We start from the raw sequence: 14,750 nt of genomic DNA, 5'->3' as shown, positions 1-14,750 counted from the left end.
ATCTCAACTGATAATGTTATGAAAAGGTTTTCATAAAAAATGTATTTTTGCATTTTAGATTGGAGGACAAAATGTTAAAAACTTTAAAAGTCTTTTCAGCTGTGATTTTTACGGCTGCGATGCTTTTTACATCTTGTGAATCGGGAGACGGCTTTGATTATGTAGACGGTTCAGGTAAAGATCCTGTTCTTTCTGTTGCTGGAATTACTGCTGTTTCTGGCGATGAAGAAAATGTTTATCTTCTTGATAAACGTAATATTTTACCAGGAGAAGGCGACGGTTCTTTTACGGTTTTCGTTAAGAACGTAAAGCCTGCCAAACTGCTGGTAAAGAACAGCGTGTCTGATGTTTCAATAAGATCTTCTGCTTTTACTGCTACTTCGGACTCTGATGCCGTAGGATCCGGTGCATGGAAGTCTGTTGTTTCTTACAGCGTTAATGATGAACTGACGGAAGCTGTTGATGGAGAATGCAGCTTTGTTGTTATGTTCTCTGAATCTGAATATGAAGCTCTTTCTTTCAATCTGAATGTAAAGGCAAGCTTTATTCAGGAAAGCGAAGCATATAAACTTATCGGTGCAGCTCAGGATTCTGAAGCAATGGCAGAACATTCGTTAACCGTTAAGTGGTCTTATGGTTCTGGTATAGAACCTGTTTCTGTTACATATGTAATTGAAAAAGTTTCAACTGATAATGAAGGTGAATTTGTATTTACTGCTGTAGAATCTGGTGCTCTTGAATCTAATGCAACAGAGCTTACATCTGCGACAACACTTTCAGGTAAATCAGATTATCGTGTAACAGTAAAAGTAATTGGTACAGACGGATGGTATTCAACTGTTATTGGTGATTCAGACGGCGGATGGATTACAACAACTGACGATATTACACCTCCGGTTGAGCCTGCTGTTGAATTTGGAACTTCAAAGGAAGATTCATTTACTGTTGTTTATACAAAGGGTGATGATACAGATGATACTGTAGGACTTGTTATCAGCGTAAAGGATTCTGAAAATCAGGTTGTTGAATGTTCTATTGATAATAATTATGACACAGATTCAACTGTTACACTTAAGAATGTTGATGATGAAAATGGAACTGTTGTGGCAAAAGGTATTAATGTTGCTTCACTTGCAGCCGGTGCAAAAATTACAGTTACTGTATCGGGATTAACAGCTGCAACTGTTGATAAAAATTACACGGTAGTGGTTACCGGTTATGACGGATGCTATAATTATGCATCAAGTGCAAGTATTGCTGCAAAAACAGTAGCTGATACAACAGTACCTGAAAATGTTAAGAGTGTTGATGTAAATCTTAATACAAATGTAATCAGCTGGACTTTGCCAGATAACATGGACTCTGATTTTGCAGGTGTATATGTATATGTTGGTGGAGTTAAGAGTGCTTTGATTTCAAAGAATGAAACAAGCTATACTGCTACTGTTTCTTCTTCTGTAAAAGTTACAACTGTTGATACAGTAGGAAATGAAAGTGATGGTGTTGAAATTACAATAGGAACAGCACCGGCTTTGAGTAGTTCTGTAACTGCAGGATGGACAGGTCAGCTTGTAATTTCTGACGTTACTCTTAATGAAGATTCTGAATATGAAATTATTGCTGATGATGGTACAAGTGCAGGTGTTGATGTTGCAAATAAAAAGGTATTTGTTAACGGACTTGAGCCTGGAGTTTCTGTTGCACCAACAGTTCAGTTTGTAGAAAAGTTTGATAACGGAACTGTTACATATCCTCCTGTTACGGCTGGAGAAGCAGTTGCTCCAACTATAACTGTATATCGTTTAAGGACATTCTGGCCTACTGATATTCCTCCGGTAATTGTTCCTCATATTGCTTCTGGCGTAACAGCTTCTAATGTTGTTGCAGCCTGTATGTCTGGTGCAGGCCAGACTTCTGATATGATGTTTGAAAGTGCAACATATACTGACTGGATCGTTCATCCTTCTGTTGCTGATGCAGATGTAAATGACGGAGATGCAGTTTCACTTGAAGCTACTAATTATAAATGTGAATCAAGCGGTTACTACATGTACGCTGATCTTGCTAAAGAAAAGTCATGGAGCAGCAATTGCTCAAATAAGAGTGGATGGGGATATGGTTATTCTGGTAGTGCACAGGTGTGGGTTTCAAATGATTTGACTGAAACTCAGAAGAGTGAAGCTGGATTTAAGTTTGTAAGCAGTACTTCAGGTTATACAGCTACTTCAATTGCCGGCTATGACTGCTGGTATAACGTATATAGTACAAAGAATTCTTCATATGCAATGTTTGGTTCATGCTTCAATATTTCTGTTCAGACAACGATTGCTACAAATGGTGACAGTGATGTTGCCGTACTTAAGACAATCTGGACTGGAGAAGAATTTACAGATGCGCCTGCTTCAACAACAGCTCTTGCTGCAAACGATATAACAGATTCTTCTGTTACTCTTACATGGACAAACCCGACAGATAAAGATTTTGATCATGTAGAGATTTCTTGTTCAGACAGTGGTGTTGCAACTAAGACTTCAACTGGAACGAGTGCAACAATTACGGGGCTTTCTGCAGGAACAACTTATACATTCACAGTAACAACTGTGGATTTCTTTGGAAATGAGTGTACTGCTGCTCAGAGTATAAATGTAACTACAGAAGCTTTGATTGAATATCCGACAAGTGTAAAGGCTGTTGTTTCTGCAACAAAGGCAATTACAGTAACATGGACAGATATTGCTGCCACAGGTTATACATATAAAGTATCATGTGATAACGGGGTAACAGAAATTGACAATATTGCAGAGGGAACTCAGGAAGCAGTATTTACGGATCTGACTGTTGGAACCACTTATAAATTCGAAGTTACAGCAGTAAAAGATGCAACTGAATATACTTCTGCTGTTGATTCAACTGCAAGTTGTGAAGCTTGTAACGTTGTATATATTAAAAACTGCACTGGCAACACTCAGTGTGGTGGAGGAACAAAGTATCTTGTAGGAAGTGCAGGAAATACAAAGGGGGGGGGTACCGGAATCGGAACATATATTCCGGGAATAACTGACGCCGCATATACAGCTGCTGTTGAAAACAAATGGATTGTTCACTCAGGACTTTCTGATGGCAGCGGAGTATCATTTGAAAGTTATCTGACACCTGGAAAGTATCTTCAGATTTCTTCTGATAGGAATGTAGACACAAGTCTTAGTGCAGGGGATCTTACTACAGATGGTAAGGTTGGTGTAAAAGGAGAGCAATTTGATTGGGGATATAGTGATTCCGGATGTCCTGTTACAATGCCGCTGCTTCTTGTAGATGAACCTGCAACAGAAACTGGTAAACAGTACGCAACATTTATAAAATCGGAAGATGATGAATCAGGTAACTTTACTCTTGCCCTTGCAGCAGATGAAACTTATTATCTTGCAGGTAATACATTCCGTGCTTATGCTTCTAAAGATACAACAGATGTTACTGGAAGTAATTCTGCTTGGAATTCGACCTGGTACTGCCATACATGGACGTTTGTTGTTATAGAATAGTAAAAAACAGCATTTAGTTAGAGTGTAAAAATAGTAAAGACTGGTTTCTGTGTTATAACGGGAGCCAGTCTTTTTTTTGTCCATTTGTAGTGATTTTTAAAATTCAGTGCAAATATATATGTATGGACAAAAATGAAAACCGAACGGTTAAGGACAGTCTCTTCGTAGACTATTTTTCAAAGGATGCAGTCGTTGGAAAGAAAAACTTCATTGAGCTGTACAACTGCATTTCTGGGAATTCCCTTTCGCCTGAAGATACGGTTCTTGAAGACGTAAAGATTGAGCAGGTAATCTACAAGTCTTTCTGCAACGACATATCCATGCTCGTCAACGGAAAGCTTGTCGTCCTTCTGGAGCACCAGTCTTCAGTAAACGAGAATATGCCCCTGCGCTTTCTGATTTACTGTTCCCGCATCTATGAAAGGATCGTGGATTCAAGGCTCAAGTTTTCAACGGAGCGAAAGATGATTCCTTCACCGGAGTTCTACGTCATCTACAACGGAAGCAGGAACTATCCTCCGCAGAAAATACTCAGGCTGTCGGATTCCTTCATTGATAAAAAGGCAGGAAGTGAAGTTCCCCTGGAGCTTAACGTAAAGGTGTTCAACATAAAGCATCCAGAATGTACGCTGGACTTTTCTTCTTGCAAGCCGCTGGATAATTATGTAAAATTCATCAGCCTTGTAGAAGAAGAAAAAAGCAGCGGAGCATCAGACTTCATGACAAGGGCAGTACTTAAGGCGCAGAAGCAGAACCTTCTTCCCGATTACCTGCGCCGCAAGGCTTCGGAGGTAATAAGTATGGTATTCAACGAATATGACTACGAAACGGACATACAGGTAAAGACGGAAGAAGCTGAACGCCGGGGACATGCAGCCGGACTTAGTGAAGGTCGTGCTGCCGGACTTAGCGAAGGCAGAACTGAAGGAGCACGGAATGCCAGGATTGAAATGGCTGAAATACTTCTTAAAGAAGGTGTATCCGTGCAGACGATTATGAAAAGCACAGGACTTTCGGAAGAAGAGATCTTGAAAGTTAAATAGAGATTGCCTTGTAGAAGAAGAAAAAAGCAGCGGAGCATCCGACTTCATGACAAGGGCAGTACTTAAGGCGCAGAAGCAGAACCTCCTTCCCGATTACCTGCGCCGCAAGGCTTCGGAGGTAATAAGCATGGTATTCAACGAATATGACTACGAAACGGACATACAGGTAAAGACGGAAGAAGCTGAACGCCGGGGACATGCAGCAGGACTTAAAGAAGGAACACGGAATGCCAGAATTGAAACGGCAAGAAAATTTTTACGCATGAATATATTACCGGAACAGATAGCACAGGGAACAGGACTTTCTGTTGATGAAGTTTTAAGCTTGAAAGATTAGAACCAGGCTAGCCCGGATTGGAATGGGTGCGCAGCACGTCTGGAGCAGGGCGGAAGACCGGCCGTGAGGGCAAGCCATGGAAAGCCGGTTTGGCAGACCATGGTGCTCCGGAATAAATTTTCAGGATTATTTATTGTTGATGATTTTTACGTCGTAGCGGGTGTAAGGAATTTCTACGTTGTCAGCCCGACATATTTTTACAATGTTTGTGTAGACCTGATTTTTTACTTCTGCTAGCTGGCCGTTTTCAAACCAGACTGCGAGTTTAAGGCTGATGGCATCACCGAATCCATCATAAAAGATATTTGGTTCCGGTACCGGTAAAACAGCAGGGCATGCAGCCGGAACTTTTTTTATTGCATTAAGGGCTTTATCTAAATCTGCTTCGTAACTTATCGGAATATCAAAAACGAGACGCCGCTTAGTATAACTGTTATAGTTTTTCAGATTGCTGTTGATTACTGTGCTGTTTGGGATTCTGACAAGCTGATTGTCAAGCGTATGGATTTTTATGCTGAGTAAACCTATGCTGTCAACGATTCCACTTTCGTCTCCGATGGAAATATAATCTCCCATTTTAATTGTTTTTTCGCTGAGCACGAAGAGTCCGCTTATAAGATTGCTTGCACTTGTTTGTGCTGCAAAACCAATGGCAAGACCGGCAACTCCGGCTGCACCCCATATTGCACTTAAGTTGATTCCGAATAAACCAAGAATGTACATTGAAATAAGAATGTAAAAAACATAACTTACAACTTTGTTCAAAAGCATTGCATTATGGGGCTGCATTTTATCTTTTGCTTTTTTCAGTACGACATTTTTTATGATACGGTATACGATGTAAAAAATGAGGATTGCAATTATTGTTGTAGTAAGTTTTGCCAGATTCTGCCAGGTGATGAATTCTTTAAGGTCATCCAGGTGAAGAACTTTTTTTGCTTCTCGAACAGACTCAGATACTGTCTCAGAAACATTTTCTGTGCTTTCGTTTTCCATATATTCTCCTGTGTTTTAATTGCTCAGCTGAATTATTTCATCAAGAATTTTATTTGCGGCTTCAAATTTTGAAAGTAACGGAAGTTCTTCAATAAAATTCCTTGAAATCATTGTTATAACGTTTGTGTCTTTTTGAAATCCGGCTCCTTCTGTTTTTATGTTGTTTGCACAGATTAAATCCAGATTTTTTTTGAGAAGTTTTGCTTTGGAGTTTTCAATAAGATTTTGTGTTTCCATTGAAAATCCGCAGAGAAACTGATTCGGGCGTTTGTTTTCTCCGAGCCATTTTAAAATATCATTTGTACGTGCCAGTTTTATAGAAAGTTCAGTGTCGCTCTTTTTTATTTTTTCATCAGAAATATCTGCAGGTTTATAATCTGCAACGGCGGCACTTTTTATTATTATTTCGTTTTCCGGAGAGTATTTTTTTACGCATTCAAACATGTCTTGTGCTGATACAATCTTGTGAACCGTGACTCCGGCCGGTGGTTTTAAGTTTACAGGACCGCTTATAAGTGTAACAGTGGCACCCCTCATTACTGCTGCCTGTGCCAGTGCGTATCCCATTTTTCCGCTGGAGTGGTTTGTAATGAATCTGACAGGGTCAAGGCTTTCTTGAGTTGGTCCTGCTGTAATTAATATTTTTTTACTGGAAAGGTCTTTTTCAAATGCGATTTCATTTATGATTGAATCAAAAAGTACTTCCGGTTCAGGAAGCTTTCCTTTTCCTGTGTCTCCGCAGGCCAGACGGCCGGTTTCTGATTCTACTATTTTAATTCCGTAGTGAGTGCATTTATTTATGTTATCCTGTGTTACAGGATTTTCAAGCATGCCTGTATTCATTGCAGGTGAAATTATTTTCGGACAGGAGGCTGCAAGAAATGTTGTTGTGAGCATGTCATCTGCAAGACCGTTTGCAATTTTTGCAATAACATTTGCCGTTGCCGGTGCTATGATAAACAGATCAGCTTTTTTTGCAAGGGAAACATGTTCAACGTTGAACTGGAAATTTCTGTCAAAAGTATCTGTCAGGCATTTATTGTTTGTAAGGGTTTCAAAGGTAATTGGATTGATAAAGTTAAGTGCATTTTTTGTCATTATTACGTGAACGTCTGCATGGGCTTTGACTAACAGGCTGGCAAGGGATGCTGCCTTGTAAGCTGCAATGCTTCCTGAAACACCAAGTATAACTGTTTTATTTTTTAACATTAAAAACCTCTTTTCGTTACTATACAATAAATTTAAAAAAAAGTCGTTTAAGAAAATACGTTTTTGCATTAAAATGGAGAGTACTTTTATGCTGAAAAAAATAATTTTTATAACTGTTTATATATTTGCGTCAGGATGTCTTTTTGCACAGACTCCCGGGGAATATATTGAGTATATTGAAAACTTAAAGACTCAGATAAATGAAGTTAAATCAGATGATAATGTTTCTTCCAGAACTGTTCGTCAGCTTCGTAATGAGTTGTCTGATATATATGACCTTTTTGAAAATGAAAATTTTGTCGTAAAAACTGATAACGGCTTAAAACTGCGGATAGGAAATTATGATAAGGAAAAGCAGGGGTGGGATGTTTTTCTTGAAGCAGATATTGCAGGAAGAAAAAAACTGTTTAACCAAAAGCTGTCTCTTCCTTATTCCGTTTTTACAGGAAAGAAATTTACACCGGTTAAACGGATGACATCTCATCAGAAGGAAGATTATGAATATTCTGTAGAGATTTATAATGAACTCTTGAATAATTCCGGAATAATTCTTTCTGCTGAACTTAATTATTCTATTAAAAAATGGGCAGCAGCTTCTGAATATAGATTTGTTCCTCATTCAGTTGTTTTTTATGAAAGCAGAAATGGAATTGATAAACCATTGTTTTCTGTCGGAGAAAAAAATCTTAAGCATGTTACTTTTATAGAAAAGACTCAGGTTGAAATAAGAAGTGACTATCAGATTAAGGTAGATTATGAACGCTGTGCTTCAATACTTGAATCTGAAGCCGGGATTGATGAAAACTCAGATTTTCAGGATGAATCTGAAGACGGAAATGATTCATTGCAGAGTGGAAGACGGGTATTTTTTGGTGAAGTTGAGATCAGGGAGAAGGAGCCTGTTTTTGTAAGGGGCAGCCTTACATGGGGAATGGGACGGTTTGGTTTTGCAGGAGCGACTGTTGGTTATGACCTTACTTCCATAGACAGTACGGCAATATATGATTTTGGACTGCTTGCAGGTTTGAATATGAGTATTACTAAATTTTTCAGGCCTTATGTTCAGGGGGCTGCAGAAATTGCAACCGATAATCATTTTACATTAAAGGCAAGCGCTGGTCTTGATTTTAAAATAGGTTATCTTCTTTTTACGGCAGCAGCAAATTATAATTTTGACTGGAACCTTACGCCGCTGATAAATGATTTTGTCAATTCATCTTTAACGGACGTAAAGCGTGAGGACTATGTAACTTATTCTTTTGGAATGGGGGTTACATGGTAATTATGCTTTTCCAGTCTAAAGGTTTGCTGCACTTTTCTGTAATGTCAACTTCCTTTCCGTACCTCAGATAAAACAGTGAGCATTTTATTTTTTCTGCAGGAAGCCCCAGCATCTGGCTTGCTGCTTCTTTATAAGCGCTGAGCTGGTTATAGTACATTTCCGGTTTTATTGTTTGATTTGTTTTGTAATCTACAACAGTATAGGTACCGTCTGAATTCTTGAAAATAAGATCCATGGTTCCGTGGATGATGTAGCCGTCAGCGTGATATTTAAATTCATATTCACACTTCTTCCATTCTGCATTAACGGCTTTTTGACCCAGCGGGCTGTTTAGAAATGCATCCGTCATTTTATTGCATGCCTTTGTTACGGTTTCAAGTTTTGTCCTGCTGTTTTCAAGTCCGATAATGTCTTTGTTTGAGTATTTAGGAAGATTTTTTTCCGGAGACAGGGCTGATTCAAGAAAGGAATGGGCAATTGTTCCGAAATCAGTAAAACTGAATCTTGGTCTGACGGGACTGTCGGATTTTTTTTCAGGTATGCTTTGAATAATGATTTCATCTATTTCTTTATATGGAGCTGCTTTTTCCTGTTCTGATAATTCTGAGAACTGTTCCCTGCTGAGGTTTTCTTCCTCATGGTACAACTGACTCGGGAGAATATATCGTGGCTGAACTTTATCAAGAGAAAGGATTTTTGTTCCGGAGGTTTCGCTGTAGACATCCAGCTTTTTTATATCTTCCAGAAGCATGTATTTTGCTTCCTGTGTATTCCGTCTGTGCTTGAGGGATGATTCAGGTTCATCATTAAGTTCTATATCTTCAAAGGTAAAAGGGCAGAAGTTAAGCTCCTCTTTTTCTTTGTAGAAGTTTATTACCGGGAAAAGTGTGTTGTAAATTGTACTTAATCTTTCTTCATTTCCCGGTGTAAATTTTTCTGGAGAAATATTTGCAGGATCTTCTTTTGACTTTGAAATGTAAAGGGAATTTACTGCCCTGGTCAAAGCTACATATGTAAGACGGCGCAGTTCAGCATTTTCTTTCTGAATGTTTTCTTTTTCTGCAAGCGTAAAGAAATAGTTTATGTTTTTATTGTCACTGTGTGAGTCTTCTGTTGCAACTGTATTTATTGTAAAGCCGTAGTTTTTGCTGAAGTATACAGGCAGGGTGTTTTTTTCAGCCATTCCTTTTTTGTTTGTAACGGGAATGAATACAATTTCAAATTCAAGTCCCTTACTTTTATGAATGGACATAAGGTGAACGCCTTCGTGCTGTACAATAGGAATATCCATATCCTCAAGTTTTTTCCTGTCATCTTTATAGTTTCTTAATTCATCGACAAAGGCAGCTACGCTCATATTTTCTGATTCACATTTTCTGGCAAATTCAAATATAAGATCATAGAGTTTTGAATACATTGAAACCTGTGTGTTCCATAGAGTTTCATATCTGTAACCGGCTTCGTACCATAATGTGTCTATAAGTTCGGTGAGTGAGGCGGTCCTGCATTTGTTTTTTAATTCAATAAAAAGTTCAGCTGCTTTTTTGTAGTGAAGGCATCCGTCTGGAGAAAGCAGGGATTCATTTTCTGAAGAAAAGGGTTCCTTGTTTTTAATAAGTATTGCATTGACTTCTGTAATTGAAAGATTAACAAAAGGAGAGCGAAGCAGTTGTGCGTAGGAAAGCGTGTCATAAGGGTAGGCACATAATCTGAGGAAAGAGAAAATATCGTTTACCGGTCCGTCAGAGAAAAAACCTTTTACAGTTTCCGTGTTATATGGAATTCCATGCTTGAGGAGAATTCTTTCGTATAGTGCCTGTGATTCATAGCTTCTGAAAAGTATTGCAATATCTCCCGGAGAAACTTTTTTATTTTCATCAGCTCCGTTTTCAATCAGGGCTTTTATTTTTTGTACAACCCATTCAGCTTCTGTTTCTGAATCATCTGTAAATGCAAGGTGAATGTGTGGTTGATAAATGTCTTTGTAAGTTTCAGCAGTAATTTGTTCTTTTGCAGATTTAGAAAGCGTTACTTCATGATATACGGCTTCGTATTCTGGAATGGAAAGTCCTTCTTTTTTTAATTCCTCTTCATTTTGTTCCGTATAAAATACAGACGGCTGCAAGTCTTTTTTCTCTGTGGAATTCAATGCAGGCGGAAAAGGTATTCCTCCGAAGATTGTATTGAAGCTTGCAATAAGCGACTGATGTGATCTGTAGTTTGTGGACATCTGAAGGTTTCCGTCTTTAAAGTCCTCTGACAGTTTTCGGAATACAGAAACATCTGCTCCACGGAATCTGTAAATGCTTTGCTTTTCATCGCCTACAAAAAAAAGTTTTTCTTCTTCCAGTTCGTCAACAGAAGGAACGGATTTGTCCATGCGGTCCTGCTTTTCTGCAAGAAGGAACAGCATGTCTCTCTGTGTCTGGTTGTTGTCCTGAAATTCGTCAATCATTATTGCTTTGTATTTTTGTTTTTCAATTTTTCTTATTTCAGGATGCTCAATGAGAGTTTTCAGTGCAATATCTGAAATGTCTTTAAATGACAGTATTCCGCTCTGTCTCTTAAAGTCATTTGCGGCTTTCTGAAATTCTTTTAACAGCGGAAAGAGTGCTTCTATAATATCAAGGCTCTGAACGTATGTTATTATCTGCTGAAGTATTTTCAGAGTTTCTGCTGCAGATATCAGGTATTCATTTGCTTCTTTTAAATTCTTTAACCTGCCGACTTTTGGTGTATTGCAGAAATATGCCAGGGTAGAGAAGGTTTCTTCTATTTCTTCCGTTGAATGGTTTTCTACAGCTGTCAAAGTGAGTTCTGTTTTATATGGTTTTGTAAAGTCTCTAAGATATTCCTGTGCTTTTACGTAGATACTGGAGCCTGGATTTTCCGGGACAGAATTCCAGAGGCCTAAAAAATTATCCATGTCAGAAAATATTTTTTTCTGGTTTTCATCCCAGGCTTTGATGATGAGCTGTTTCTGACGGCTAAGGTCTGCATCAAAATCAATTGGAGTTACGACAGTAGAGTTGTTTGCAATAACGTCTACAAAAATTGCTTGTGCAGTCTCTGCATAGTCGTTTGTTTTTACCAGGGCTTTTATTGCAGGATTGTCCCTGTGTTTTAAAATGAATGGGAGGGCCATTTCCTGAATTTTTCTTTGAGCGGTTTCTTTATCCTGAGTGAAGTCTGGTGATATACCGTAAAAATGCGAACCTGCTTTTGCTACGGAATTACAGTATGCATCTAAGGTCTTTATGTTTGCTTTATAGAAATCAGCTGCTTTTTCCGGTGAATTTTTTTTGAGGACATCGTAAATTCTTGAGGACATTTCTATTGTAGCTTTTTTTGTAAATGTAAGGGTAAGTATTTCATCTACATTACAGTTCCGGTTCTGTACAAGATCTAAGAATCGCTGGGAAAGAACACTTGTTTTTCCAGAGCCTGCTCCTGCGCTTACTACAGAATTTTTTTTTGCTTTTATTGCTGCGGATTGAAATTCATCAGGAATATTTTTTTTTGTATCTGCCATTGTAATCAGTCCTTCTTTTATGGTTTTAGTTTTTTCTGCTGACTGTAAAGGTTCGTCTGCAGATTGCTTTGTAGTAACAGCTGCTGCAAGTTGAAAAATCCTGAGCGTTGTCATTTACAGAAAAATTTCTGTCTGTTATATGCTGCGCATAGTATTCTGAACATTCAATCATTTTGCTAATGACTGGTTCAAAATCTTCCGGTGAAATTTTTGTTTTTTTATAAATCCTGTTATAGATGGAAATTCCTGTAACAGGGACAGCTTCTGCTTTTGTTACGTTAAAAAAGCAGCAGTTCTCAATTTTAACAGCCGGTGTCTGATTTCTAAGCAGGTATATATAAAACGGCATCTGAAAATCTGGAAGTTCCTGTTCTTCAAGTGGAAGAAGATTTGAGTCATCCTCCGTCAGATATATGTTTTTAGGAATGCTGCGGCTTTTAAAATCTACAAGAATGTATTCTTCTGCATCCGGGTCTAAAAGCAGACAGTCTATTCTTCCTTCAAAAAGGATTCCTGTTTTTTCGTCGGTATAACTGTAATTTTTTTCTGTTGCAATAATTTTGCAGCCGTTGAAAGTTCTGGAAAATCCTGTGATGCTGGTGTTCATCAAATCTGAAAGGGCTTTTTCGGTAGTTGAAAGAAGCTCTGTCGTCAGAAAGCTTTTTTGTGCTTCTTTTATTGCTGTGGTAACAGCCTGCTTAAGAATTTTTTTATTCTCTTCAGGTAGTTTTTCATCTTCTACAATAATCGCCATGTCTTTTGATTTTAGAAAGTTGCAGTAGAGCTCAAAAACCTTGTGATATAAATCTCCCAGTTCAGTACTGCGCATGAGTTCAGCTTCTGTTGTTTCTTCACGTAATTTTGCAATTGAATTGAAAAGCCATTTTCTTGGGCACTGAAAGAACTGATTCAGCACTGTTGCGGAAATATTTATTTTATCGCCGGACATTCTTTTTTCATTTATTGTATTTTCTATAAGTCTGACGGTTTCCTGAGGAATTGTCTGATCTTTTTTTGACTGACAGTTTATCCAGAAGTCCGCACCATTTTTTTGTATGGATGAAAATTTTTCCGGTACTGCAGCGTTATTAAGCAGCCAGTTTTTTTCTTCATTGTATGTATCGCCTGCGTTGAGAATATTTTCATCTGTACATTTTGTAAGGTTTTCTGGAATCAGATAACTTGAACTTTGAGCGTAGTCTGTAAAGGTTTTTGCACTGCAGGTAAAAATCGGAAGTCCTTTCAGAGAGTTCATGCAGTACAATTGAATGAATTCCTGTGAGGCATTGTTGTCTTCATAATCAGTTCCAAAAAGTTGTTTACGTTTGTCATCTCGCAGAAAAGAAAGCTCTTTGTAAATTACAGATAACGATTTCTGACTTGAGTCAATAATTACGTGATAGCTAAAGGGTGATGATGCTGCTGTTTTGTATGGAAGAACCGTAACACCATTTGTTTTTGACTGCTCAAGATAATTTGCTTCAGAAAGGCAGCTTACAAAAAAGCTGTAGGGATTCTTTAAATTACACTCAGAGAATTCTGTTTCAAGATCAATAAGGGCTCCAAGTTCGCTGATGCACCGGCTTATTATTCTGTCGCTTTTTTCAGGGCATAAGTCCATGTCAAAAAAACTGTTCCGGAATGCAAAATAGTTATCACGAATCTGTGAGAAACTGCTGCTGTTTACCATTTTTTTCAGCAGGCTGGAAAAATCATTATAAAAAGTTTCTACTTCCATGTCGTAATTTTTAGCGAGGGATTTTTTCCAGATGTCGATTTTTTCATTTTTGTATTCGTAACTGCATAGACAGTGATTGTTCTGACCGTAACTTATAAAACGGTTTACAGGCAGGTTTTCAATCCAGGGAAGCTGCTGGTTCAGTAAAAGATTTTTTACGGATTCATAACTGAAGTTTGATGTAACGCATTCCTGTGCAAGATTAAAAAAAGCACCTGTAGGATTTGCTGTTAACGGCGCTGCCATTCTCATGACATGAGGAATTTCACAGAGGGTCAGTTCCCTGTCTATATAGGGACCATAGTTTTCCATATCTGGAATGCTGAGGGCAATGTCGGTCCATGGAATATTTTGTTCTTCATGAAGTTTTCTTATCTGAAGTGCAGCATAGGTAAGTTCAATCCTGGAATTACTGAACATCTTTACAGGAGCTTCAACGTATTCTTTTTTATCAAGATGAATTATTTTTATGTCAGGGGTTGTTTCCAGAATTGTTTTGTATTCAAACCAGTCAGATAGGATTTCAGGAAAAAACAGGATGTATGTGTTGCCGTCTTTCTTAAAAGGCGGAGTTTCCCATGCCGGATCAAAGAGCGAATGAGAATCAAGAAAGGCTGAATATCTTTTGTAAAGTTCAAGAAGGTCTGCATCTTCTTCATCAGGGGTAAGATTTTTTAGTTCGAACTGTTTTTTCCATACTGCAAGTCCCGGTAAGAGAGAGGCTATCCAGCTTGTAAAACCTGAAGCAGAAGCTGCGTATTCCGGAGTAATAAGATTTTTAAAAAAAGGATTTTCTGCGTTTTCAGAGATGAGTCTGTCAGCAAATATTTTTCTCATTGTAGAAGGAACAGATTTTTTGTTTTGATTTTGGGAGCGTATGGATGTCCCTTTGAAGTTGTCCCATGCAATAAAGCGTTCCATGGCAACAGCTTTTACCGGACCGTTTGAAGTTATATAGTCTGCCCATAAATCTGCTGCGTTTTGTGTAGGAAAAATAAATACTGTATTTTGATTTGTAATGTTTTCTGTGATTGCTTTTTTTATGATGTTGTTCTCTTCCATGTTTATTTCCTG

The 14,750-nt window shown here is 38.2% G+C and carries 8 protein-coding genes; 4 read left to right on the top strand and 4 right to left on the bottom strand.

Annotation, left to right across the window (positions count from 1 at the left end; genetic code table 11):
- Window positions 1-71: 71 nt before the first annotated feature.
- From HNP77_RS04870 to HNP77_RS04860, 3 genes are all read left to right on the top strand, one after another.
- The gene (locus tag HNP77_RS04870; protein ID WP_184652052.1) at window positions 72-3,539 is read left to right on the top strand and encodes a fibronectin type III domain-containing protein; all 3,468 of its coding nucleotides are present in this window, start codon (window positions 72-74) and stop codon (window positions 3,537-3,539) included.
- A 122-nt stretch (window positions 3,540-3,661) separates the two neighbouring features.
- Window positions 3,662-4,582 carry an Rpn family recombination-promoting nuclease/putative transposase gene (locus tag HNP77_RS04865; RefSeq protein WP_184652051.1) on the top strand — a complete coding sequence of 307 codons (921 nt, stop codon included), beginning with the start codon at window positions 3,662-3,664 and terminating at the stop codon, window positions 4,580-4,582.
- Between the two features lie 46 nt (window positions 4,583-4,628).
- Window positions 4,629-4,919 carry a hypothetical protein gene (locus tag HNP77_RS04860; RefSeq protein ID WP_184652050.1) on the top strand — a complete coding sequence of 97 codons (291 nt, stop codon included), beginning with the start codon at window positions 4,629-4,631 and terminating at the stop codon, window positions 4,917-4,919.
- A 126-nt stretch (window positions 4,920-5,045) separates the two neighbouring features.
- On the opposite strand, the gene HNP77_RS04855 is transcribed toward HNP77_RS04860, so the two are convergent.
- Complete coding sequence (locus HNP77_RS04855) at window positions 5,046-5,915, bottom strand: mechanosensitive ion channel family protein (RefSeq protein ID WP_184652049.1); 870 nt, start codon at window positions 5,913-5,915, stop codon at window positions 5,046-5,048.
- 15 nt (window positions 5,916-5,930) lie between these two features.
- Window positions 5,931-7,124, bottom strand: coding sequence for a bifunctional phosphopantothenoylcysteine decarboxylase/phosphopantothenate--cysteine ligase CoaBC (gene coaBC, locus HNP77_RS04850; protein WP_184652048.1), 1,194 nt, complete (start codon window positions 7,122-7,124; stop codon window positions 5,931-5,933).
- A gap of 88 nt (window positions 7,125-7,212) precedes the next feature.
- On the opposite strand from coaBC, the gene HNP77_RS04845 reads away from it, so the two are divergent.
- Window positions 7,213-8,406, top strand: a complete 1,194-nt coding sequence (locus tag HNP77_RS04845) for a hypothetical protein (protein ID WP_184652047.1) — start codon at window positions 7,213-7,215, stop codon at window positions 8,404-8,406.
- Here the strand turns inward: HNP77_RS04845 and HNP77_RS04840 are convergent.
- Both HNP77_RS04840 and HNP77_RS04835 read right to left on the bottom strand, forming a co-directional pair.
- On the bottom strand, window positions 8,396-12,052 hold the full coding sequence (locus HNP77_RS04840; RefSeq protein WP_184652046.1) for a UvrD-helicase domain-containing protein: 3,657 nt from the start codon (window positions 12,050-12,052) through the stop codon (window positions 8,396-8,398). The two genes, HNP77_RS04845 and HNP77_RS04840, sit on opposite strands and share 11 nt — an antisense overlap.
- Complete coding sequence (locus HNP77_RS04835) at window positions 11,964-14,738, bottom strand: PD-(D/E)XK nuclease family protein (RefSeq protein ID WP_184652045.1); 2,775 nt, start codon at window positions 14,736-14,738, stop codon at window positions 11,964-11,966. The genes HNP77_RS04840 and HNP77_RS04835 overlap by 89 nt, the downstream gene beginning before the upstream one ends.
- Between the last annotated feature and the right edge of the window lie 12 nt (window positions 14,739-14,750).

It is taken from the genome of Treponema rectale (genome assembly GCF_014202035.1).
Classification (GTDB): Bacteria; Spirochaetota; Spirochaetia; order Treponematales; family Treponemataceae; genus Treponema_D; species Treponema_D rectale.
This window is presented reverse-complemented; position numbering and strand designations above follow the sequence as displayed.

Coding starts and splice junctions, on each gene's coding strand:
- coaBC (WP_184652048.1), bottom strand. CDS start 7,124: ATGTTAAAAAATAAAACAGTTATACTTGGTGTTTCAGGAAGCATTGCA.
- HNP77_RS04840 (WP_184652046.1), bottom strand. CDS start 12,052: ATGACAACGCTCAGGATTTTTCAACTTGCAGCAGCTGTTACTACAAAG.
- HNP77_RS04870 (WP_184652052.1), top strand. CDS start 72: ATGTTAAAAACTTTAAAAGTCTTTTCAGCTGTGATTTTTACGGCTGCG.
- HNP77_RS04860 (WP_184652050.1), top strand. CDS start 4,629: ATGACAAGGGCAGTACTTAAGGCGCAGAAGCAGAACCTCCTTCCCGAT.
- HNP77_RS04845 (WP_184652047.1), top strand. CDS start 7,213: ATGCTGAAAAAAATAATTTTTATAACTGTTTATATATTTGCGTCAGGA.
- HNP77_RS04835 (WP_184652045.1), bottom strand. CDS start 14,738: ATGGAAGAGAACAACATCATAAAAAAAGCAATCACAGAAAACATTACA.
- HNP77_RS04865 (WP_184652051.1), top strand. CDS start 3,662: ATGGACAAAAATGAAAACCGAACGGTTAAGGACAGTCTCTTCGTAGAC.
- HNP77_RS04855 (WP_184652049.1), bottom strand. CDS start 5,915: ATGGAAAACGAAAGCACAGAAAATGTTTCTGAGACAGTATCTGAGTCT.